The 21874-nt window shown below is 70.9% G+C and carries 17 protein-coding genes; 7 read left to right on the forward strand and 10 right to left on the reverse strand.

What is annotated here, in order from left to right:
• Positions 1 to 25: 25 nt before the first annotated feature.
• A complete protein-coding gene (locus BpN12_RS06000; RefSeq protein WP_246794366.1) occupies positions 26 to 1042 on the forward strand; it encodes a LysR family transcriptional regulator in 1017 nt (338 codons plus the stop codon).
• A 10-nt stretch (positions 1043 to 1052) separates the two neighbouring features.
• Here BpN12_RS06000 and BpN12_RS06005 read toward each other — a convergent pair whose 3' ends face one another.
• The gene (locus tag BpN12_RS06005) at positions 1053 to 1352 is read right to left on the reverse strand and encodes a DUF4148 domain-containing protein (RefSeq protein WP_246794367.1); all 300 of its coding nucleotides are present in this window, start codon (positions 1350 to 1352) and stop codon (positions 1053 to 1055) included.
• A 302-nt stretch (positions 1353 to 1654) separates the two neighbouring features.
• On the opposite strand from BpN12_RS06005, the gene codA reads away from it, so the two are divergent.
• The gene (gene codA / locus BpN12_RS06010) at positions 1655 to 2902 is read left to right on the forward strand and encodes a cytosine deaminase (RefSeq protein ID WP_246794368.1); all 1248 of its coding nucleotides are present in this window, start codon (positions 1655 to 1657) and stop codon (positions 2900 to 2902) included.
• A 69-nt stretch (positions 2903 to 2971) separates the two neighbouring features.
• Here the strand turns inward: codA and BpN12_RS06015 are convergent, their stop codons facing one another.
• From BpN12_RS06015 to BpN12_RS06035, 5 genes are all read right to left on the reverse strand, one after another.
• Entirely contained in the window at positions 2972 to 4339 is a 1368-nt protein-coding gene (locus BpN12_RS06015) for an amidase (protein ID WP_246794369.1), read from the reverse strand.
• Between the two features lie 86 nt (positions 4340 to 4425).
• Complete coding sequence (locus tag BpN12_RS06020) at positions 4426 to 5133, reverse strand: DUF2848 domain-containing protein (protein WP_246794370.1); 708 nt, start codon at positions 5131 to 5133, stop codon at positions 4426 to 4428.
• 179 nt (positions 5134 to 5312) lie between these two features.
• A complete protein-coding gene (locus BpN12_RS06025; protein WP_425306292.1) occupies positions 5313 to 6653 on the reverse strand; it encodes an MFS transporter in 1341 nt (446 codons plus the stop codon).
• 49 nt (positions 6654 to 6702) lie between these two features.
• Positions 6703 to 7365 (reverse strand): DUF4286 family protein, encoded by a 663-nt coding sequence (locus BpN12_RS06030; RefSeq protein WP_246794372.1) that lies wholly within the window; start codon positions 7363 to 7365, stop codon positions 6703 to 6705.
• A 97-nt stretch (positions 7366 to 7462) separates the two neighbouring features.
• Complete coding sequence (locus BpN12_RS06035; RefSeq protein ID WP_246794373.1) at positions 7463 to 8422, reverse strand: LysR family transcriptional regulator; 960 nt, start codon at positions 8420 to 8422, stop codon at positions 7463 to 7465.
• A 283-nt stretch (positions 8423 to 8705) separates the two neighbouring features.
• On the opposite strand from BpN12_RS06035, the gene BpN12_RS06040 reads away from it, so the two are divergent.
• Entirely contained in the window at positions 8706 to 9953 is a 1248-nt protein-coding gene (locus BpN12_RS06040) for a porin (RefSeq protein WP_246794374.1), read from the forward strand.
• 53 nt (positions 9954 to 10006) lie between these two features.
• Here BpN12_RS06040 and BpN12_RS06045 read toward each other — a convergent pair whose 3' ends face one another.
• From BpN12_RS06045 to BpN12_RS06060, 4 genes are all read right to left on the reverse strand, one after another.
• The gene (locus tag BpN12_RS06045) at positions 10007 to 11308 is read right to left on the reverse strand and encodes an MFS transporter (RefSeq protein ID WP_246794375.1); all 1302 of its coding nucleotides are present in this window, start codon (positions 11306 to 11308) and stop codon (positions 10007 to 10009) included.
• Between the two features lie 179 nt (positions 11309 to 11487).
• Positions 11488 to 12420 (reverse strand): 3,5-dioxohexanoate:acetyl-CoA acetone transferase, encoded by a 933-nt coding sequence (gene kce, locus BpN12_RS06050; protein ID WP_246794376.1) that lies wholly within the window; start codon positions 12418 to 12420, stop codon positions 11488 to 11490.
• A gap of 59 nt (positions 12421 to 12479) precedes the next feature.
• On the reverse strand, positions 12480 to 13277 hold the full coding sequence (locus tag BpN12_RS06055; RefSeq protein ID WP_246794377.1) for an SDR family oxidoreductase: 798 nt from the start codon (positions 13275 to 13277) through the stop codon (positions 12480 to 12482).
• Positions 13278 to 13413: 136 nt separating this feature from the next.
• On the reverse strand, positions 13414 to 14124 hold the full coding sequence (locus BpN12_RS06060) for a GntR family transcriptional regulator (RefSeq protein WP_246794378.1): 711 nt from the start codon (positions 14122 to 14124) through the stop codon (positions 13414 to 13416).
• Positions 14125 to 14453: 329 nt separating this feature from the next.
• On the opposite strand from BpN12_RS06060, the gene BpN12_RS06065 reads away from it, so the two are divergent.
• The 4 genes from BpN12_RS06065 to BpN12_RS06080 all read left to right on the forward strand — a co-directional run bounded on the left by BpN12_RS06065 (position 14454) and on the right by BpN12_RS06080 (position 21828).
• Positions 14454 to 15791 (forward strand): chloride channel protein, encoded by a 1338-nt coding sequence (locus BpN12_RS06065; protein ID WP_246794379.1) that lies wholly within the window; start codon positions 14454 to 14456, stop codon positions 15789 to 15791.
• A gap of 413 nt (positions 15792 to 16204) precedes the next feature.
• On the forward strand, positions 16205 to 17602 hold the full coding sequence (locus tag BpN12_RS06070) for a cytochrome ubiquinol oxidase subunit I (RefSeq protein WP_246794380.1): 1398 nt from the start codon (positions 16205 to 16207) through the stop codon (positions 17600 to 17602).
• A gap of 4 nt (positions 17603 to 17606) precedes the next feature.
• Positions 17607 to 18614: a cytochrome d ubiquinol oxidase subunit II gene (cydB, locus tag BpN12_RS06075; RefSeq protein ID WP_246794381.1), complete on the forward strand. Its 1008-nt coding sequence runs from the start codon at positions 17607 to 17609 to the stop codon at positions 18612 to 18614.
• 676 nt (positions 18615 to 19290) lie between these two features.
• Positions 19291 to 21828 carry a glucose/quinate/shikimate family membrane-bound PQQ-dependent dehydrogenase gene (locus tag BpN12_RS06080; protein ID WP_246794382.1) on the forward strand — a complete coding sequence of 846 codons (2538 nt, stop codon included), beginning with the start codon at positions 19291 to 19293 and terminating at the stop codon, positions 21826 to 21828.
• The last annotated feature ends 46 nt before the right edge of the window (positions 21829 to 21874 follow it).

Consider the following 21874-nt stretch of genomic DNA (forward strand, 5'->3'; position numbering starts at 1 on the left):
TTCGTACCGAAGTCGTTCCCCACCCATGGATACGTTGCAGAACATGCGGGTATTTGCCCGCGTGGTGGAAGCCGGCAGCTTCACGGCCGCCGCGCTGTCGCTGAACTCGACCACCGGCGCTACCTCGCGCGCCGTCACCGAACTCGAGGCGCGGCTGCGCACCCGGCTGATGAACCGCTCGACGCGCCGGCTGTCGCTGACGCCCGCCGGCGAGAGCTATTTGCTGCGCTGCCGGCAGATCCTCGCCGACGTCGACGCGGCCGAGGAGGAGGCGAGCTGCGCGCACGAGCGGCCGTCCGGCGTGTTGCGGCTGCACAGCTTCGCGAGCATCGGCCAGCATTACGTGCTGCCGGCGCTGACCAGCTACCGCGAGCAGCACCGGGATGTATCGGTCGAGCTGACGCTGTGGCAGCGCATGCCCGACCTGTTCGACGGCAGCAGCGACATGGCCGTGGTCACCGCCTCGTCGCTGCCCGATTCGGAACTCGTCTCGCATCGCCTCGGCGAAACCTTCAACATCCTTTGCGCGTCGCCGTCCTATCTGCGCGAGCGCGGCGCCCCGTCCAGCCCGGCCGAACTCGTCGATCACGATTGCCTGATGCTGCAGACGCCGGCGTTTCCGACCCACGACTGGCTGCTGGAGAACCGCGCCGGCCAGATCGAGCAGATCCGCGTGAGCGGCCCGGTCCAGACCAATACGGCCGAGTCGCTGGCCATCGCGATTCGCGACGGGATCGGCATCGGCATGCTGCCGCTGTACGCGGCAATCGGGCTGCTGCGCGACGGCTCGCTGATGCGCGTGCTGCCCGCGCATACGCTGCAGCGCATGAGCATCTACGCGCTGTATCCGTCGCGCCGCTTCGTCGATGCGAAGGTGCGCACCTGGGTGGAGTTCCTGCGCGCCGATCTGCCGGACCGGATCGCGCGCGACGAGGCGCTGCTCGCCTCGCTCGACGCGCGGATGCGGGCCGCGCTGGCCTCGACGCGGCGCTCCGGTGCGCCCGACGTGGCGGGCGAGGCCGGGGCCGCGACCGGGCGCTGAGCGCCCGCGCTCACTGCGCGCGCTTGCCCGCGTCGGCGCCGGCCGCGGCGTTCGGGCCGTAGGCGTTGCGCGCCGCTTCGCTCGCGGCCAGCTTCTTCGCGGCCAGCCGCTGTTCGGCCGCGAGGATGTCGTTCGGATACGACGAATCGTTGCCGTGCGAGGGCTGGTAGCCGACCGATTCGAGATCGACGAGATCCTGCACGACCTGCGCGCGGGTCAGGCCTTGATTGGCAGCCTGAGCGTGGGAGAGGGCCGGCACGGCGATCAGCAGCGCGGCGGTGGTCGAAACGACGAGCGATCTGGCATTCATGATGTGACTCCTGGTAGTGATCGGGATCGGTGTGTCTGCAACGATCGAACCGATGACTGAAGTGTAGGGAGCCGGTGCTCGGGAAAACATCGGGCGGCCCGGCAGGCAGCTTTCCGGATCACGCAACAGTCGGCACGGTGCTCGCCGTGCCCTCGCGCGCGCGCATTTTGGCAAGCACGGCGTTTGATTAGAATGAAGGCGAGCCGGCGCGTCCGGCATCCATCGCCGTCACGGCGTCTCACCCATCGCCACGCCCGGCCCGGCCGCCCCACACGGCCGGTGCCGCCACGACAGGAACGACCATGAAGATCGTCAACGCGACGCTGCGCCGGCGCAGCGGGCTGCACACCCTCGAACTCGACGGCGCGATCATCGCGCGCATCGATGCGCAGGCCGCGCGCGTCGCGCCGGCCTCGCCCGACGACATCGATGCCGACGGCCGCCTCGTGATCGCGCCGCTGGTCGAGCCGCACATCCATCTCGACGCGGTGCTGACGGCCGGCGACCCCGAATGGAACCGCAGCGGCACGCTGTTCGAGGGCATCGAGCGCTGGGGCCAGCGCAAGGCCACCATCACGCATGCCGACACCAAGACGCGCGCCCACGCGGCCATCGCGATGCTGCGCGACCACGGCATCCAGCACGTGCGCACGCACGTGGACGTGACCGACCCGACGCTGGCGGCGCTGGCCGCGATGCTGGAGGTGAAGGACGAGGCGCGCGAGCTGATCGACCTGCAGATCGTGGCGTTTCCGCAGGAGGGGATCGAATCGTTCGACGGCGGCCGCGCGCTGATGGCGCGCGCGATCGAGATGGGCGCCGACGTGGTGGGCGGGATTCCGCACTTCGAGAACACGCGCGAGCAGGGCGTGAGCTCGGTGAAGTTCCTGATGGATCTGGCCGAGCGGCACGGCTGCCTCGTCGACGTCCATTGCGACGAGACCGACGATCCGCATTCGCGCTTCCTGGAAGTGCTGGCCGAGGAGGCGCGCGTGCGCGGCATCGGCTCGCGCGTGACGGCCAGCCATACCACCGCGATGGGCTCCTACGACAACGCCTATTGCTCGAAGCTGTTCCGGCTGCTCAAGCGCTCGGGCATCCACTTCGTGTCGTGTCCGACCGAGAGCATCCACCTGCAGGGCCGCTTCGACACGTTTCCGAAGCGGCGCGGCGTGACGCGCGTGGGCGAACTGGATCGCGCCGGCATCAACGTCTGCTTCGGGCAGGATTCGATCCAGGATCCGTGGTATCCGCTCGGCAACGGCAACATCCTGCGCGTGCTCGATGCGGGAATGCACATCTGCCACATGATGGGCTACGACGACCTGCAGCGCTGCCTCGATTTCGTCACCGACCACAGCGCGGCCGTGCTCTCGCTCGGCGAGCGCTACGGGCTCGAGGCGGGGCGGCCCGCGAACCTGGTGGTGCTCGACGCGAGCGGCGACTACGACGCGCTGCGGCGGCAGGTGAAGCCGCTCGTGTCGGTGCGGGCGGGGCGCGTGATTTTGCGGCGCGAGCCGGAGCGGATCAGTTATCCGTCGGTGGGCTGAGGCGGCACCGATTGCGGTAGCGCCTCGGCGCGGCGGGCATGCCGTCGACCCAACCCTCGCGCCACACCGTCAGCCGCGCAGCAGCTGCTCGATGCCGGCCGCCACGCGCAGCACGCGCGCGTCGTCGAGCGCAAGGCCGCCGACGCTGAGTCCGACCGGCGCCGCGCCGGCCGGTGTGCAGGGCAGCGACACGGCGCAGCCGTCGAGGAAATTCACCACCGACGGGTTGCGCAGCACCAGCGCGTTGGTGGCCGCGAAGCGCGCCGCGTCGGTTTCGAGCGGCGCGACGGGCGGCGGCACGATCGGCACGGTCGGCATCAGGAACGCGTCGAAGCCGTCGAGCGCGGCGCGCGCCGTCTCGATCGCGGCGGTGCGCGCCGCGAGCAGGTCGAGATAGTCGGCGGCGCCGGCCGGCTCGCCGACGCGCAGCCGCGCCAGCACGCGCGGATCGTAGTCGCCGGCGCGCGTGGCCAGCGTCGCGCGATGGGTGGCGTAGGCCTCGATCGGCGAGAAGCCGAAGCGGTTGACCGACGGCAGCGTATCGAGCAGCGGCAGCGCGAGTGGCGTGAGCCGCGCGCCGGCCCGCGACAGGCGGCCGAGCGTGTCGTCCCAGGCGCGCGCGACAGTCTCGTCCATGCCGTCCGTCACGTAGTTGGCCAGCACCGCGAAGCGCAGGCCGGCGAGCGGCGCGGCGGGCTGCGCGACGCCGCCGGCCTCGACCGGTTCGCCCGCCAGCAGCCGGTCGAGCAGCGTGCAGCAGGCCACCGTCGGAGCGATCGCGCCGGTCGAGTCGAGCGTGGTGGAGAGCGGGAACACGCCGCGCGTCGTGATCCGTCGCGCGGTGGGCTTGAAGCCGGTGAGCCCGCAGAACGCGGCCGGGATCCGCAGCGAGCCGCCGGTGTCGCTGCCGAGCCCGGCGGCGGCCATCCCTTGCGCGACCGAGGCCGCGGCGCCCGACGACGAGCCGCCGGCCACGCGCGGCTCGTCCGGTCCCCACGGCGAACGCGGCGTGCCGTGCCACGGATTGACGCCGAGCCCCGAGAACGCGAATTCGCTCATGTTGGTGCGCCCGACCAGCACCGCGCCGGCGCGGCGCATCAGGGCGACCGCGGGTGCGTCGGCCGCGGCGGGCGGCGCGCTGTCGAGGACGCGCGAACCGGCGCGCGTGGGCTGCCCGGCCACGTCGAACAGATCCTTGACCGAGACCGGCAGGCCGGCCAGCGGCGAGAGGCGCACGCCGGCGCGGCGCAGCGCGTCCTGTGCATCGGCCTGGCGGCGCGCGGCGTCGGCATCGACATGACAGAACGCGTGCATGCCGTCGCCGCCGGCCGCGGCGATGCGCTCGAGCGCGGTGTCGACGAGCGCGCGACTGGTGGTGGTGCCGGCATCGAGTTGCGCGGCGAGCGAGAGCAGCGGGGCGGCGGGCGGGAAGGTCATCGGGGCGTCTCCTGCGGACTGGATTCAGAGGATGGGCGCCGGATCGCCGGCGCCCGTGGCGGCGTTGCGGTGGCCGGCCGCGTGGCTCAGGCCACCACCGGCAGCGCCGTCACCTGATAGCGGTGGCGCAGGCGCCGGTCGAGTACCGGGTCGTGCAGTTCGAGTTCGAATGCGTCGCCGCTCGCCATCGCCGCCAGTGCGCCGTGGACCGCGAGCGTGCCGCTGTACATCGCGCTGCGCGCCGGCAGCGTGCCGGCGTCGCGATCGGCGTAGCGCCGCCACAGTTCGGCGGGCGGCAGCAGGCCGTCCACCGGACCTTCCTGATAGGGCCGCCGCGTGCCGTCGGCGGCCACGAAAGTCGAGCGCAGCACCAGGCGGTCCCAGTGCGCGGCCACCTCGGCGTAGCGCCATGCCTCGCGCGCGAGCGGCTTCGCGCAGACCTGCTTCGACACGGCCACGCTGTAGGCCTCGGTCTTGCGGTCGGTGTGGTCGGAGCCGATCGTCACGAGCGTGCCGAGCGCGCTGTCGAGCAGCACGCACTCGATCTCGCCGCTGGTATCGGTGCCGAGCACCTCCACGGCCTCGGCCTGCGTGAGCTGCTGGGCGGCCACGCGATAGAAGCACGGCGTGCTGGTGGGCGGGGCCACGCCGAGCGCGGCGAGTTCGTCGATGTGGGCCTGGATCGCGGCGGCGTCGCGGCCGGCCCAGCCGGCGATCACGAGCGTGTCGAGCGTGACGTCGAGCGTGCGCGCGGTGCCGCCGAGCGGCGAAACGGTAAAGGAAAGCTGGGTCATGATCGATGGCGGGAAGTGCGGGGTCGGCTCGTGCCGCGCGTGCCGTTGCGCCGTGCCTCGCCTTCGCCGCCGCGCCGCCGGACGTGGCGGAAGGCGGCAGGTGGCGAAGGCGGACGGCGAACGTTGCGCGCTGGCGCGGGCTGGCCCGGGGCGCGGCGCGAGCCGCGGGAAAGGCCGGCTCAGTCCTCGAGCGTGCGATGCGCGGTCTCGCGCGCGGCCAGCAGCGCGATCGCGGTGATGGCGAGCGCGAGCGTGACGTAGCACGAGACGGCCAGCGTGGTGTGCCAGTGGCGGAACAGCGCGACGATGATCAGCGGCGCGAAGCCGCCTCCGAGAATGCCGGCCAGCGTGTAGGCCAGCGACGAGCCGGCATAGCGCACGCGGGTCGGGAATTGCTCGGTGACGAAGGCCGCCTGCGGCCCGTACATCACGGCGTGGATCACCAGGCCGACCACCACCGCCAGCACGATCCAGCCCGGCTTCGAGGTGTTCACCAGCGAGAAGAACGCGAAGGCCCAGACGATCGCCGCGAGCACGCCGCCGAGGTAGACCGGGCGCCGCCCGAGCCGGTCCGACAGCGCGCCGAACAGCGGCACGGTGAGCGCGTTGCAGGCGGTGCCGCACAGCACGGCAGTGAGCGCGAGCGAACGCGACAGGTTCAGCACCGTGGTCACGTAGGTCAGCGTGAACACCACGATCAGCGCGTAGAGCACGTCCGAGCCGATCCGCGAGCCGCCCGCTACCAGCAGGCGCCGCCAGTGCCGCGAGAACACCTCGGCCACCGGCACCTTGACGGTGGCGTGCGCCTCGCTGAGCTTCTCGAAGGCCGGCGTCTCGCCGACGCCGCGGCGCACCCACAGCCCGAACCCCACCAGCAGCAGGCTGGCCAGGAACGGCAGGCGCCAGCCCCACGCGAGGAACGAGTCGGACGATACCGACAGCGTGATCAGCGCGATGAAGCCGGTGCCGAGCAGCGTGCCGAACGACGGCCCGACCTGCGCCCACGAGGCGTTCAGCCCGCGCTTCTTCTGGTCGCCATGCTCGACGGCCAGCAGCACCGCGCCGGCCCATTCGCCGCCCAGCGCGATGCCCTGCACGAAGCGCAGGCTCACCAGCAGGATCGGGCTGACGATGCCGGCCGCCTCGTAGGTCGGCAGCACGCCCATCAGCGCGGTGGTCAGGCCCATCAGCAGCAGCGTCAGCATCAGTACCGCGCGGCGGCCCAGCTTGTCGCCGAGATTGCCGAACACGAAGCCGCCGAGCGGCCGCGAGACGTAGCCGACCGCGTAGGTCGAGAACGCCAGCAGCGTGCCGGCCAGCGGATCGACGGACGGGAAGAACAGGTGGTTGAACACCAGCGCGGCGAGCGTGTTGTAGACCGTGAAGTCGTACCACTCGAGCGAGGTGCCGATCATGCTGGCGGTGGCGAGCCGGCCGCGCCCGGCGCGCGGGGGCCTGGTGTCTTCCGACGGGCGGGTTGCCGGCAGGTGGGATTCCGACGGGCGGGCGAGTGAATTCATGGGGTTCTCCATCAGATGAGGCGGCGGGGCCGTACCGGTGGCGGCGGCCTCAGGCCGCGAGGCGCCACAGCAGGTCGAAGCCGCGCACGCCGGCCGGGTCGACGTCGGCCAGCGCGGCGAGCCGCGCGGCGGCCGTGCGGACGCTCTGGTTCGTGCTGCCCTCGACGAGCACGAGCGCGTCGCCGGGCGCCGCCGCGTTGCTTGCCGCCAGATCGCCGCCGGTCGCGAGCGGCGCCGACAGCGAGGCGTCGGTGGCGAACACGCGGATCGCATGCAGCCCCGGCGTGCCGTGCGCCGCGGCGCCGGCCGCCTCGCGCCAGGCCGCTGCCGCGATCGCGGCGGGCGGCGCGACGAACAGCGCGAGCCGGCCGCCTTCGCCTTCGCCGGCCTCGAACGCGAGTTCGCCGACGCGGCGTTGCGTGTCGTGCATGCGCGCGAAGCTGCGCAGCGACCAGTCGGTCTGCACCGTGAACGCCTGGCGGTACGCGTCGCTGCGGAACACCGCGAGCGTCTCGGTCTCGTAGAGCGCGAGATAGCGGCGCGCGCCGCCGTCGTTGGCGAGGAAGCGCCGCGCATGGCGGAAGCCGGCGATCGCGACGCGCTCCTGCATGTGCTCGCGGTCGTACCACGCGTTGAAATCGTCTTCGGTTCGGGAGTCGGTGTCGGTCCAGATGCAAAGCTGGCCCGGGCGCCTGGTCGGCTGTTCGCTCATCGCGGCGTTCCTGCGTAAGGTTTCGGACAGGCGCAGTGTGGCGATCGCGGGCGGATCCGGTCCAACAAGAAAAAAAATACGCAGTGAACGGGTTTTCTTATCGGGCCGGGCCGGTGCCGCGCTCGCTGGCCGGGAGGGTGGGGCGCGGCGGCCGGCCGTCGAGATCGGCGCCGAGCGTGGCCGTGAACGCGCGCGCCGTCTCGGCCGCGAGTTCGGCGATCTTCGCCGGCAACGGGTTCGGCAGCCGGTGGCAGGCCACCAGCGGCATCGGCGCGAACGAGCTGTCGGCGTCGAGCACCACCAGCGAGCCGTCGCGCAATTCGCGCTGGATGATCGCGGGCGGCAGCGCGGCCACGCCGAAGCCGTCGGAGACGAGCCGCACGATCGCGGCCACCGAGCTGATGCAGTTGATCCGCACCGGCCGCTCCACGGCGCGCGCGAATTCGCGTTCGATCGCGGTATGCGGCCCCGAATGGCGCGAGAAGCTCAGCACCGGGTGCTCGGCGAGCGTGCCGAGCGTGACCGGTGCGCCGCCCAGGCCGAGCGAGGGGCTCGCCACCCAGCGCATCGGGAATTCGCAGAGCGCGGCGTTGGCGAAATCGCGGTCGGCGAGCGTATCGGTCTGAAGAATCAGGTCGACGGCGTCGGCGCGCAGCCACTGCACGAGATGGATCGTGGTATCGCTCGTGACCTCCACCTCGAGGCGCGGGAACCGCTCGCGGATCTGCGCCATCAGCGCCGGGAACCAGCTGTGGACGATCGACTCGATCACGCCGATGCGGATCAGGCCCGCGTCGCCGCCGGTGTCCTCCACCTCGCGGCGCATCTCGTCGCCGAGCCGCACGATCCGCTCCGCGTAGATCAGCATCTTGCGCCCGGCCGGCGTGAGCGTGGCCGAGCGCGAATTGCGGTCGAACAGGCGCACGTCGAAGCTTTCCTCCAGCGCGGCGATGCGGCTCGACACGGCGGCCTGGGTGGTGTGCAGCTTCTCGGCGGTCAGGCGGAAGTTCTGCAGGCGCGCGAGCCAGATGAAGGTTTCGAGGAAGCGGATGTTCATTGGGGCGGGGGCCGCGGGCAGGGATCGAGCCCGATGATAACGCGGCCATTTTTCGCCGGAATACCGCGAAGGCCGCGCCCGGCGCCGGCGATAGCAAAAACTGTTTGGCGCGAATTTATTTTCTTGTTGGAGCGAAGCGGGCCGGCCGGGCAACACTTCGGCATCCGTTCACGCCGGCCGGCATGGCGGTGGCCGTGCCTCGCGGCGCCGCCGCCGGGAGCCGCATGCCGGCATACGAAGAATGGCAGTCCTGACGATTTGAATCGATTCACGAGGAGCCCGCATGATACCCCAGCGTCACCCGCGTCTTTCACGTTTCCCGAGTCTTGCGGCCGTGCCGCGCCCCGCGCCGCGCACCGCTTTCGCCACCCGCCGGCTCGCGCGCGGCGTGGCGGCCGGGCTGGCCGGCGGCCTGGTCGCCTGCGCCGCGCAGGCGCAGTCGAGCGTCACGCTGTACGGCACCATCGACACCGCGCTGGTCTACGCGAACAACGCGGGCGGCAAGCGCCAGTTCGAGATGAACAGCAGCAACGTGCTCGGCAACCGCTGGGGGCTGCGCGGCTACGAGGATCTGGGCAACGGCCTGCGCGCCGTGTTCGACCTCGAGAACGGCTATTCGTCGACCACCGGCGGCTTCCAGCAGGGCGGCGACGAGTTCGGCCGCCAGGCCTGGGTCGGGCTCGCCTCGCCGCGCGCCGGCACGCTGACGATGGGCCGCCAGTACGACGCGGTGGTGGACTTCATCGGGCCGATGATCGCGGGCACGCAGTGGGCCACCTATCTCGGCGGCCATCCGGGCGACCTCGACAACACCAACAACGACTACCGTTCCAACAACTCGGTCAAGTACACCACGCCGACCTTCTCGGGGCTGCGCCTGAGCGGCCTGTACAGCTTCGGCGGCGTGCCGGGGCAGATGGGCCGCAACGCGATCTGGTCGCTCGGCGCCGGCTACACGGCCGGCCCGTTCGTGCTCGGCGCGGCCTACGTCAACGTCAAGGATCCGAATTTCTCGTACTTCGGCAACAACGCGACCTCGAGCGCGACCGGCAGCAACATGGCGGCGAGCCGCGTCTACTCGGGCTACGCCTCGGCCGGCAGCGAGCAGATCGTGGCGCTGGGCGGCACCTACACGGCCGGCCCGGCGATCGTCGGCGCGGTCTACACCAACACGCGCTTCGGCGATCTGGGCGCGCACGCGAGCCTCGATCCGGCCGGCTATCGCGGCTCCGCGAGCTTCCACAACGCCGAGCTGAACCTGCGCTACTACCTGACGCCGGTCTGGCTGCTCGGTGCCGCCTACGACTATACGCGCGGCTACGGCGTGAATCACGTGAACTACCAGCAGGGCGATCTCGGCGCCACCTACATCTTCTCGAAGCGCACCCAGGTGTACCTGATCGGCCTCTACCAGCACGCGTCGGGCATCGATTCGAGCGGGCAGGCGGCGGTGGCCAACATCAACGGGCTCAGCGCCGCGTCGACGCCGAACCAGCTGGCGGTGCTGGCCGGCATCACGCATCGCTTCTGAGTCCGGGCGGCGCGGGCCGGTGTTGCCGGCGCCGCAGGCCGCCGGCTGCCGGCTCACTCGCCGCCGTGCTTCAGGCGCAGCGCGGCCACGGCCGCGACGGCCAGCGCCACCGCGAGCAGCGTGAGGCCGTTCTTCGCGTTGCCGGTGGCCTGCTCGATCGCGCCCACCACGGTCGGCCCGACGAAGCCGCCGAGCAGGCCGCAGGTGTTCACGAGGCCGAGGCCGCCGGCCAGCGCGGTACCCGACAGCCGCGACGCCGGGAACGTGAAGATGATCGCCTGCACCACGAAGAACATCGCGGCGGCCACGCAGACGCTGAGCATGGCCAGCGCGGGCGGCGCGTAGGCGGCGCAGACGAGGCCCGCGGCCATCACCGCGAGCCCGGCGCAGAGCAGCGCGCGCGAGCGCTTCGAGTCGCGCGCGAAACGCGGCAGCGTGGCGGCGCCGAGCGCGGCCGCGACCCACGGCATCGCGCTGAGCAGCCCGACCGCGAACGGCGAGAACTGCCCCGACGCCGAGATGATGCCGGGCAGGAAGAAGATCATCGTGTAGATCGTCAGCTGGTGGCAGAAGTAGACGAAGATCGCCAGCCAGATCTGCGGGTCGCGCACCGCGAGGCCGAACGAATGGCCGCCCTGGGCGGCGCCGGCGGCCTGCTGCTCGGCGGCCAGCGAGCGCTCGAGCGCGCGGCCCGTGTCGGCCGGCAGCCAGGCCGCGCGGCTCGGCCGGTCCGGCAGCTTCGCCCAGACCACGAACGCGAGCAGGATGGCCGGAATCCCCTCGATCGCGAACAGCCACTGCCAGCCGTGCAGGCCGAGCGTGCCGTCGAGTTCGATCAGCGCGCCGGCCAGCGGCCCGCCCACGATGTTGGCCACGCACACGCCGAGCAGGAAATAGCCGGTGGCGCGCGCGCGTTCCTCGCGGCCGAACCAGTAGGTCAGGTACAGCATCACGCCCGGGAACAGGCCCGCCTCGGCCGCGCCGAGCGCGAGCCGCATCAGGTAGAACGAGGTCTCGCCGCGCACGAATGCCATCGCCACCGACAGCAGGCCCCAGGTGACCATGATGCGCGTGATCCAGAAACGCGCGCCCACGCGATGCAGCACCAGGTTGCTGGGGATTTCGAGCACCGCGTAGGTCAGGAAGAACAGGCCGGCGCCGAGGCCGTAGGCGGCCGACGAGATGCCGAGATCGAGGCTCATCGCGTGTTTCGCGAACGCGATGTTGGTGCGGTCGAGGAAGCTGATCACGTAGGCGACGATCAGGATCGGCATCAGCTTGCGGAACAGCAGCCGGTTCAGCGACGCGCGAGCGTCGCCTTCGACGGCGGACAGGGTGGCGGGTTGGGTCGACATCGTGGGTCTCCATCGTGCGGGCCGGCATGCCGCATCGGTTGTTTCGACAGGCGGGCGGCCCGCGCGCGGCGGCCGTGGCGGCCCGGGCGGGCGGCATGGCCGGCTCGCGCGCCGGCGCGGTGCCGGCGCCTGCGTGTCGTGGGTGGATCGATCCGTTACGGGGGCGGTAGGCCGCGGGCTCAGAAGTTGACCGCGTCGCCGCCCTTCAGCGCGAGCATCGCGCGCGCCTCGGCCGGCGTCGCGATCTCGAGCGACAGCCCCTCCAGCACCTGGCGCATCTTCAGCACCTGCGCGGCGCTCGATTCGGCGAGCTTGCCCGGCCCGATCCAGAGCGAATCCTCGAGGCCCACGCGCACGTTCGCGCCCTGCGCCGCACCGATCGTCGCGAGCGGAATCTGGTTGCGCCCGGCGCCGAGGATCGACCAGACGTAGTCGCGGCCGAACAGGCGGTCGGCGGTGCGCCGCATGTGCATGAGGTCCTCGGGATGCGCGCCGATCCCGCCCAGCAGCCCGAACACGCTCTGGATGAAGAACGGCGGCTTGGCCAGCCCGCGCTCGACGAAGTGCGCGAGGTTGTAGAGATGCGAGATGTCGTAGCACTCGAATTCGAAGCGCGTGCCGTTCGCGCCGCAGCTCGTCAGGATCGTCTCGATGTCGGCGAAGGTGTTCTTGAACACCAGGTCTCGGCTGTTGGCGAGATGCTCGCGCTCCCAGGCGTGCTTCTGGTCCGGGAAGCGTTCCAGCATCGGGTAGAGGCCGAAATTCATCGAGCCCATGTTCAGCGACGCCACCTCGGGCTGGAAGTGGTGCGCGGGGCGCAGCCGCTCGGCCACCGTCATGTGCGGGCTGCCGCCCGAGGTCAGGTTGATCACGGCATCGGTGCGGGCCTTGATGCGCGGCAGGAACTCGCTGAACACGGCGGGGTCCTGGGTCGGCTTGCCGTCGGACGGGTTGCGCGCGTGCAGGTGCAGGATCGCGGCGCCGGCCTCGGCGGCGGCCACCGCGGCCTCCTCGATCTCGCGCGGCGTGACGGGCAGGTACGGCGACATCGACGGCGTATGGATCGCGCCGGTCGGCGCGCAGGTGATGATGACTTTGCGGGCGGTAGCCATGGGTTGGGCTCCTGGTTCGGTGGGTTCGGATGGCGGGTTCGGCGGAGGCGGGCGGCGCGCTACAGCACCTCGACGTTGCCGCACACCGAGATCGCCTGGCCCGAGATGCCCTGGCCGCCCGGCGAGCAGAGGAACAGCGCGGTGGCGGCGATCTCGGCCGGGTCGGTCATGCGGCGCAGCGAGATCTTCTCGAGGTAGCGCGCCTCCATCTCGTCGTAGCCGATGCCGAGCTGCTTCGCGCGCGCCTCGATCACGCCGCGCATGCGCGGGCCGCGCACGATGCCGGGCTGGATCGCGTTGACGCGGATGCCGGTCGGCCCGAGTTCGATCGCGAGGCTCTTGACGAGCCCGACGATGGCCCACTTGGTGGCCGCGTAGGGCGTGCGGAACGCATAGCCGAGCCGGCCGGCCACCGACGACAGCGCGATGATCGCGCCGCCGTGCGGCGCCTCGCGCAGCAGCGGCACGGCACGGCGCGCGAAGCGGAACTGCGCGTCGAGGTTGATCGAGATGGTCTGCTGCCACTGCGCCGGATCGATCTCGTCGATGCCGCCGGTGGGACCGGCGATGCCGGCGTTGTTGACGAGCACGTCGAGCCCGCCGAGCGTGCGGCCGAGGTCGTCGAACACGCGCTCGACCGCGGCCGGGTCCGAGACGTCGGCCAGCGTCGCGCTGATGGCAGGGGCCGAGGGGCGGTCGGCCAGCGCGGCGATCGCGGCCTCGGACGCGTCGCAGACGTGGACGCGCGCGCCGCATTCGGCGAACGCGTCGGCGATCGTGAGGCCGATGCCGGACGCGCCGCCCGTCACGAGCACGCGCAGGCCGCCGGGTGGTTTGAGCAGATCGAGGATGGCCATGCCGGTGTGTCTCCTGTTTCGTTGTACTGAGGGTTGTCGCGACGCGCCGTGGCGCGTTCGGGTTGCTGTCCTGCCGATGTTGCTGCCGTTGCTGCGCGCCGTGTCACCGTGGACGTTCACGGGCGCGGCGCGCCGCTCAGGACGCGAGTGCCGGCTTGCGCCGGGCCGGCGCGCCCGCCAGCGTCGCCGCCAGATCGTGCGCGGCGCCGCCGATGTCGAGCGCGATGCCGGCCCGCGCGCCGGCGCCGTCGCGGCGTGCGAGCGCGTCGACGATCGCGCGGTGCGCGTCCATCGAGCGCCGCATGTGCGGGATGTCGGGGGCCACCATGTTCAGGAACGGGCCGATCCGCATCCAGAGGTTCTCGATGATCGCGAGCGTGTTCTCGCTCGCGCCGTGCTGGTAGATCGCGCGGTGGAACGCGAAATTGCGCTGCAGGTAGGCGCGCGCGTCGCCGGCCTCCGCATGCACGTGCATCGCGTCGCAGAGCGCGCGCGCCTCGGCGATCTGCGCATCGCTCATGCGCGCGGTGGCGCGCTCGGCCACGCAGCCTTCGAGCGCGATCCGCACGTCGCGCAGCTCGTCGAGCATCTCCACCGTCATCGGCGGCACCACCATCGCGCGGTTCGGGCCGTCCACCAGCGCGCGCTCGGCGCGCAGCCGCGTGAGCGCCGCGCGCACCGGCATGGTCGACGAGCCGACCGCCTCGGCCACGCTGCGCAGGCTCAGCGCCTGGCCCGGTGCGAAACGGCCGCTCATCAGCGCCTCGCGCAGTTGCCGATAGACCTGATCGGCCATCGTTTCGGCCTCGATGACGGGCAGGCCGGGTGCCACGATGCGAGGTGCCAAGGCGGGGTCTCCTGAATCTGGTGTGATCACACTTGCGATGTCTGGCAGTGTTGTCGATCGATACGCGGGCGTCAAGGCGCACGGCGTCAGGGAAAACGCGGGGGCGCCGCGTGTCGCCCGCCGGGCGCGGCGTGGGCGGATTCGCGCCGCGATCCAATTCATGCGCTCATGAAATGAATCGAGAAGAAAAATCCATTTGTTTCATGAGTCGGTGCTGTCTACGATGTCATCACTGCGGCGGCTCGACGCACATGCGACGCATTCGTGTCGATGCGTGCCCGCCGCGGCCGCCGCCCCGATTCACGACTCCCTGAACTGCCGCGCTCACCATGTCCTCGCCCGCCACGCCGACTCCTTCCGCCGCCCCGGCCGCTTCGCCGGGCCTCGTCGTGCCGTCCGCCGCATCCGCATCCGCATCCGCCGCGCTGCGCCCGCTCGCGCGGTTCGCGGTCGTGACGCTGCTGACGGGCGTGGGCGCCGGCATCGGCGGCATGCTGCTGGCGCTGCTGCTGCACGCGATCCAGCATCTCGCCTATGGCTACAGCCTCGCCCACGTGATCAGCGGCCAGACCTTCCTCGACGGCGTCTCGCACGCCGCGCCGGCGCGCCGCGTGGCGGTGATGGCGGGCTGCGGGCTCGTGGCCGGGTTCGGCTGGTGGGCCGTGTATCGCTACGGCCAGCCGCTCGTCAGCATCAAGCGCGCCGTGCAGGCCGCCGATCCGCGCATGCCGGTGGCGAGCACGCTGGCGCATGCGCTGCTGCAGATCGTGACGGTCGCGCTCGGCTCGCCGCTCGGCCGCGAGGTGGCGCCGCGCGAGATCGGCTCGCTGTGGGCCGGCTGGATCGCGCACCGCGCCGGACTGCCGGCCGCCGACCAGCGGCTGATGGTGGCCTGCGGGGCCGGCGCGGGGCTCGCGGCCGTCTACAACGTGCCGCTCGGCGGCGCCGTGTTCGTGCTCGAGGTGCTGCTCGGCACGTTCGGCTGGCGCGCCGCGGTGCCGGCGCTCGTGACCTCGTCGATCGCCGCCGTGGTGGCCTGGGTCGGGCTCGGCAACGAGCATCAGTACACGGTCGCGCCGCTCGCGATCGACGCGTCGTTGGTGGTGTGGGCCGCCGTCTGCGGGCCGCTGTTCGGGCTCGCCGCCTGCGGCTTCACGCGCCTCACCACGGCCGCGCGCGCGAACGCGCCGAGGGGCTGGCGGCTGCCGCTGCTGTCGGTGCTGAACTTCACGATCATCGGCGGGCTGTCGATCGCGCTGCCGGCGCTGCTCGGCAACGGCAAGGGGCCGGCCTCGCTCGGCTTCGACAGCGCGCTCACGGTGGGCATGGCCGCCACGCTGCTGGTGCTGAAGGTGGCGATCGAGTGGGGAAGCCTGCGGGCCGGCGCCGAAGGCGGGCTGCTGACGCCGGGCCTCGCCAACGGCGCGCTGCTGGCGATCGTGCTCGGCGGCGCGTGGCAGCTGCTGTGGCCGGGCACGGCGCCCGGCGCGTTCGCGATCGTCGGCGCGGCGGCGTTCCTCGCCGCGTCGATGCAGATGCCGCTGACGGCGATCGTGCTGATCGCCGAGTTCACGCGCGTCGGCCACGACTTCCTGATCCCGATGCTGATCGCGGTGGGCGGGTCGATCGCCGCGTACCGGCTGGTGTCGCGGCGGCTGGGCGCCTGAGCGTCCGAGCGCGCCGTTGCCGGCGCGGGCGCGTTCGCGCCGGGAGCGGTTTTTACAAATCATTGTCTCGAGGCTCCGGTCAGGCGTGGGCCGCCGCCCGCACGCCCATGCCGCAAGGCCGCCGTTCCAGGTACGGAGCGTGCGGCCTGCATTCACGGACGGCGCATGCGCGGCGTTCCGGCGAATGGCGCGTGTCGTCGCCGGCAGCGGGCCGCGTGGCGTGCTTTACCTTTCATATGAATGGTTTATTGTTGATGCGTATTCGCTGTTGCACGGCAAGCGGCGCGTGACGTATCGTGTCGTCACTCCGGCGCGGGCGCTCCGGCCCACGCAAGCGCCCGCCCGCCGCCCGCGCTCGATATCGATGCGCGAACAACGAACTGCGGTTCCTGCCCATGGCCGATGGAGGCCGAATGGAAATCTTCGACGCATTGCATCTGGCGCGCATGCAGTTCGCGTTCACGGTGTCGTTCCACATCGTGTTCCCCGCGATCAGCATCGGCATGGCCAGTTTTCTCGCGGTGCTCGAAGGGATGTGGCTGAAGACCGGCGATTCGTCGTACAAGGACATGTTCCTGTTCTGGTCGAAGATCTTCGCGGTCGGCTTCGGCATGGGCGTGATCTCGGGGGTGGTGATGGCCTACGAGATCGGCACCAACTGGGGCGGCTTCTCGCGCATCGCGGGCAGCGTCACCGGCCCGCTGCTGACCTACGAAGTGCTGACAGCCTTCTTTCTCGAAGCCGGGTTCCTCGGCGTGATGCTGTTCGGCTGGCAGCGCGTGAGCGCGCGCGCGCATTACTTCGCCACGCTGATGGTGGCGCTCGGCACGCTGATCTCCACGTTCTGGATCCTCGCCTCGAACAGCTTCATGCAGACGCCGCAGGGCTTCGGCATCGAGGGCGGCCGGATCGTGCCGGTGGACTGGTGGAAGATCATCTTCAATCCGTCGTTCCCGTACCGGCTGCTGCACATGACCACGGCCGCGTTCATCGTCGCGGGCTTCCTGGTCGCGGCCTGCGGGGCGTGGCACCTGCTGAAGGGGCGGCGCGACCCGGCCATCAAGCGCAGCTTCTCGATGGCGCTGTGGCTGCTGCTGCCGCTGGTGCCGATCCAGATCGCGATCGGCGACGCGCACGGCCTGAACACGCGCGAATACCAGCCGGCCAAGATCGCGGCGATCGAAGGCGTGTGGGAAACGGAGCAGGGCGGCACCGCGCTGAACCTGATCGGGCTGCCCGACATGCAGGCCGAGGTCACGCGCTACGCGATCCGCGTGCCGCATCTGGGCAGCCTGATCCTCACGCACAGCTGGGACGGCGAGATCCGCGGCCTGAAGACCTTCCCGCCCGAGGATCGGCCGTACTCGCCGATCCTGTTCTGGACCTTCCGCGTGATGGCGGGGCTCGGCTTCCTGATGCTGTTCGCGGTGCTGCTCGGCTGGTGGCTGCGGCGCGGCGGCCGGCTCTACGAGTCGCGCGTGTTCCAGCGCTTCATGCTGTGGATGGGGCCGTCGGGCATCGTGGCGCTGCTGGCCGGCTGGATCACCACCGAGGTGGGGCGCCAGCCGTGGACCGTGTACGGCGTGCTGCGCACCGAGCATTCGGTGTCGCCGCTCACCGGCCAGCAGGTCGGCGTCACGCTGCTGCTGTTCGTGATCGTCTACTTTCTCGTCTTCGGTACCGGCGTCTACTACATGCTGAAGCTGATGAGGAAAGGCCCCTCGGCCGGCCACGACGAAGCCCAGGCCGCCCATCCCGCGCTGCATGCCCGGGCGCTGTCGCGCCCGCTCGATTCGATCGACGGAGAGTGACACGATGGTTCTCGATCTTCCCGTGCTGTGGGCGTGCATCGTCGGGCTCGGCGTATTCCTCTACGTGATGCTCGACGGCTTCGATCTCGGCATCGGCCTGCTGTTTCCGTTCTTCGACGCCGAGCGCGAGCGCCAGGTGATGCTCAACACGGTCGCGCCCGTGTGGGACGGCAACGAAACCTTCCTGGTGCTGGGCGGCGCCGTGCTGTACGGCGCGTTCCCGGTGGCCTACGCCACGCTGCTGCCGGCCAACTACCTGCCGCTGATCCTGATGGTGATCGGGCTGATCTTCCGCGGCGCCGCGTTCGAGCTGCGCGCGAAGGCGGTGCGCACGCAGAACCTGTGGGATCTCGCGTTCATCGGCGGCTCGATGCTCGCCACCTTCTGCCAGGGCGTCGTGCTCGGCTCGCTGCTGCAGGGCACGAAGATCGTCGACGGCAGCTTCGCCGGCGACCCGTTCGGCTGGCTCTCGCCGTTCAGCGTGTTCTGCGGCTTCTGCCTGCTGATCACCTACGCCACGCTCGGCTGCGGCTGGATCATCTGGAAGACCGACGGCGCGCTGCAGGCGAAGGCCTATTTCCTGATGAAGCCGCTCTGCCTGCTGCTGCTCGGCGCGATCTTCCTGGTCAGCGCCTGGACCGTGATCGGGCTGCCGGCCGTGGCCGATCGCTGGTTCGGCGGCAGCCGCCTGATCGTGTTCTCGCCGGTGCCGATCCTGGTGCTGGCCTGCGCGGCGGGCATCGTGCGCGCCGTAAACCGGCGCCGCGACACGCATCCGTTCGTGCTCACGCTGGCGATCCTGTTCCTCGGCTACACCGGCCTCGTGATCAGCATCTGGCCGAATCTCGTGCCGCCCTCGCTGAGCATCTGGGACGCGTCCTCGCCGGCCAGGAGCCAGTGGTTCATCCTGGTCGGCACGGTGATCGTGCTGCCGATCATCCTCGTCTACAACTTCATGCAGTACCGCGTATTCCACGGCAAGGTGCGCGAGGGCGACGCCGGTTATCACTGAACGGCGGCGGGCGGCAGCGCGCCCCGCGAGCGCGCGCAACCCGACGCGAGATTGCCGTGCAGCGCCGCAAAACCGTGCACCGGCGCCGGATTCGCAGGGTCGCGAACGTGCAGGGTCGCGCAAAAGACGATATATTTGCGACCCTATTGAAACGAGCCGGATGTTTCAGAAGTCTTTCATGCAGTGAGGCACGGCATGCCGTGGCGGTGCTGCATTCGATGTGCATGCCATGCATTCACGTGACGGGAAGGACATGACAATCAGGCAAATCGGGTGGGCGTTCCGGATGTCTCTTCGGGCAGCCGTGTCTCGTGCCGCGTCGCGCGCACGAGGGACGGCTGCCGCCGACAGGATGCACGCGCTGCCGCCGTGCTTCGCCTTGCCGAATCGGGCATGGGCGGCGTCACGCGGCCCGGCGCCTCGCATGCCGCGTAGTGGGTTCCCCAGTTTTCGCCGTTGCGTTCGCGCCCGCCCGTGCGGGCTCGCGCCGCTGTCGGCATGTCGTGTAGCAGGCGCCGCGGCCGTCGTCATGACGGCCGCGGCCGGCGCGTGCCATGCACCGGCCGTTGCATGGCACGCGGTTTCGTGGTCGATATAAAAAAAACGATGGAGGATGACCTGCGCGCCTCGGCTGCGCAGTTTTGTGGATTAACCATCTCAAAAAAAGGTTGGGATCATGACAAGACAATCCTCGTCGCTCGGTGTCATCGGCGGGCTGACGCTGCTGTTCGCCGTGCTGGCCGGGCTCTACCTGCTGGTCGGCGGCGTCTGGCTCGCCGCGATCGGCGGCTCGGCCTACTACGTGGTGGCCGGCATCGTGCTGCTGGTGTTCGCCTGGCTGATCCGCGGCCGCCGCGCCGTCGCGCTTTCGCTCTATGCGCTGCTGCTGGTGGGCACCGCGATCTGGGCGGTCGGCGAATCCGGTTTCGACTTCTGGGCGCTCGCGCCGCGCTCGGGCGTGCTGGTGGTGTTCGGCGTCTGGCTGCTGGTGCTCGTCACGCGCAAGCTCGACGGCGCGCGCGCCGCGAACGGCTGGGCCCTGACCGCCTCGCTGGTGATCTGGGCCGGCGTGCTGGTGTACGCGAACTTCAACGATCCGCAGGAACTGAACGGCACGCTAGCGGCCACCGCGCCCGCGCAGACCTCGCCGATCCCCGGCATCGCCGACGCGGACTGGCCCGCCTACGGCCGCACCCAGGACGGCACGCGCTATTCGCCGCTCAAGCAGATCACGCCCGAGAACGTGAAGAACCTGCAGGTGGCGTGGACCTTCCGCACCGGCGACATGAAGGGCCCCAATGACCCGGGCGAGATCACGGCCGAAGTCACGCCGATCAAGGTCGGCAACCTGCTCTACCTCTGCTCGCCGCACCAGATCCTGTTCGCGCTCGACGCGACCACCGGCAAGCTCGCCTGGAAGTTCGACCCGCGCCTGAAGAACGACCCGTCGTTCCAGCACGTGACCTGCCGCGGCGTGTCGTATCACGACCTGTCGGCCGACGCGCAGGCCGGCGCCGCGCCCGCCGCCGGCGCGCCCACGACGGCCGCCGCCGCACCGGCTTCGGGCACGACGATTGCTGCTTCCGACGCCACCGCCGCCGCTGCCACGAGCGCCGCAACCGATGCCGCCGCCAGCGCGCCGGCCGCGCCGGCCCCGGCCGCGACCACCGCGCAAGCCTCGCCGGCCGCCTGCACGCGCCGCATCTACCTGCCCGTCAACGACGGCCACCTCTATGCGCTCGACGCGCTGACGGGCGAACGCTGTGCCGGGTTCGGCAACAACGGCGACCTCGACCTGCAGCACGCCCAGCCGGTGACCACGCCGGGCATGTACGAGCCGACCTCGCCGCCCGTCATCACGAACAGCGTGATCGTGGTTGCCGGCTCGGTCGAGGACAACTTCTCGACGCGCGAGCCGTCCGGCGTGATCCGCGGCTTCGACGTGCGCACCGGCCAGTTGGTGTGGGCGTTCGACCCGGGCGCGAAGGACCCGAACCACATCCCCGGCCCGGGCGAGCACTACAGCTGGAACTCGCCGAACTCGTGGGCGCCGTCGGCCTATGACGCCAAGCTCGACATCGTCTACCTGCCGATGGGCGTGACCACCCCCGATATCTGGGGCGGCAACCGCACGCCGGAACAGGAGCGCTACGCGAGCGGCGTGCTCGCGCTGCATGCGTCCACCGGCAAGCTGGCCTGGTTCTACCAGACCTCGCACCACGACCTGTGGGACATGGACCAGCCGGCGCAGCCCACGCTGGCCGACATCACCGACAAGGACGGCAAGACGGTGCCGGTGGTGTACGCGCCGGCCAAGACCGGCAACATCTTCGTGCTCGACCGCCGCACCGGTGCGCCGGTGGTGCCGGCCCCGGAGCTGCCGGTGCCGCAGGGCGCCGCCAAGGGTGACCACCTCTCGCCGACGCAGCCGTTCTCCGATCTCACGTTCCGTCCGAAGCAGAAGCTCACGGACGCCGACATGTGGGGCGCGACGATGTTCGACCAGCTCGTGTGCCGTGTGATGTTCCACCAGCTGCGCTACGAAGGCACCTTCACGCCGCCGTCGGAGCAGGGCACGCTGGTGTTCCCGGGCAACCTCGGGATGTTCGAGTGGGGCGGCATCGCCGTCGACACCGACCGCCAGATCGCGATCGCGAACCCGATCGCGCTGCCGTTCGTCTCGCGCCTGATCCCGCGCGGTCCGGGCAACCCGATGGAGCCGCAGGCCGGCGCCAAGGGCAGCGGCACCGAGTCGGGCATCCAGCCGCAATACGGCGTGCCCTACGGCGTGACGCTGAACCCGTTCCTCTCGCCGTTCGGCCTGCCGTGCAAGCAGCCGGCCTGGGGCTACGTGTCGGCGATCGACCTGAAGACCAACCAGATCGTCTGGAAGCGCCGCATCGGCACGGTGCGCGACAGCTCGCCGGTGCCGCTGCCGTTCCGGATGGGCATGCCGATGCTGGGCGGCCCGGCCACCACGGCGGGCGGCGTGTTCTTCATCGGCGCGACCGCGGACAACTACATCCGCGCCTACGACACCGACAACGGCAAGCTGCTGTGGCAGCAGCGCCTGCCGGCCGGCGGCCAGGCCACGCCGATGACCTACGAGGTCAACGGCCGCCAGTACGTGGTGATCTCGGCGGGTGGCCATGGCTCGTTCGGCACCAAGCTCGGCGACTACATCATCGCCTACGCGCTGCCGGACACGAAGTAAGCGGGCCGCGAGGCCGCGATCCGGCCATGGCGGGACGCGGCGCGAG

Source organism: Burkholderia perseverans (genome assembly GCF_022870505.1).
Lineage (GTDB): Bacteria > Pseudomonadota > Gammaproteobacteria > Burkholderiales > Burkholderiaceae > Burkholderia > Burkholderia plantarii.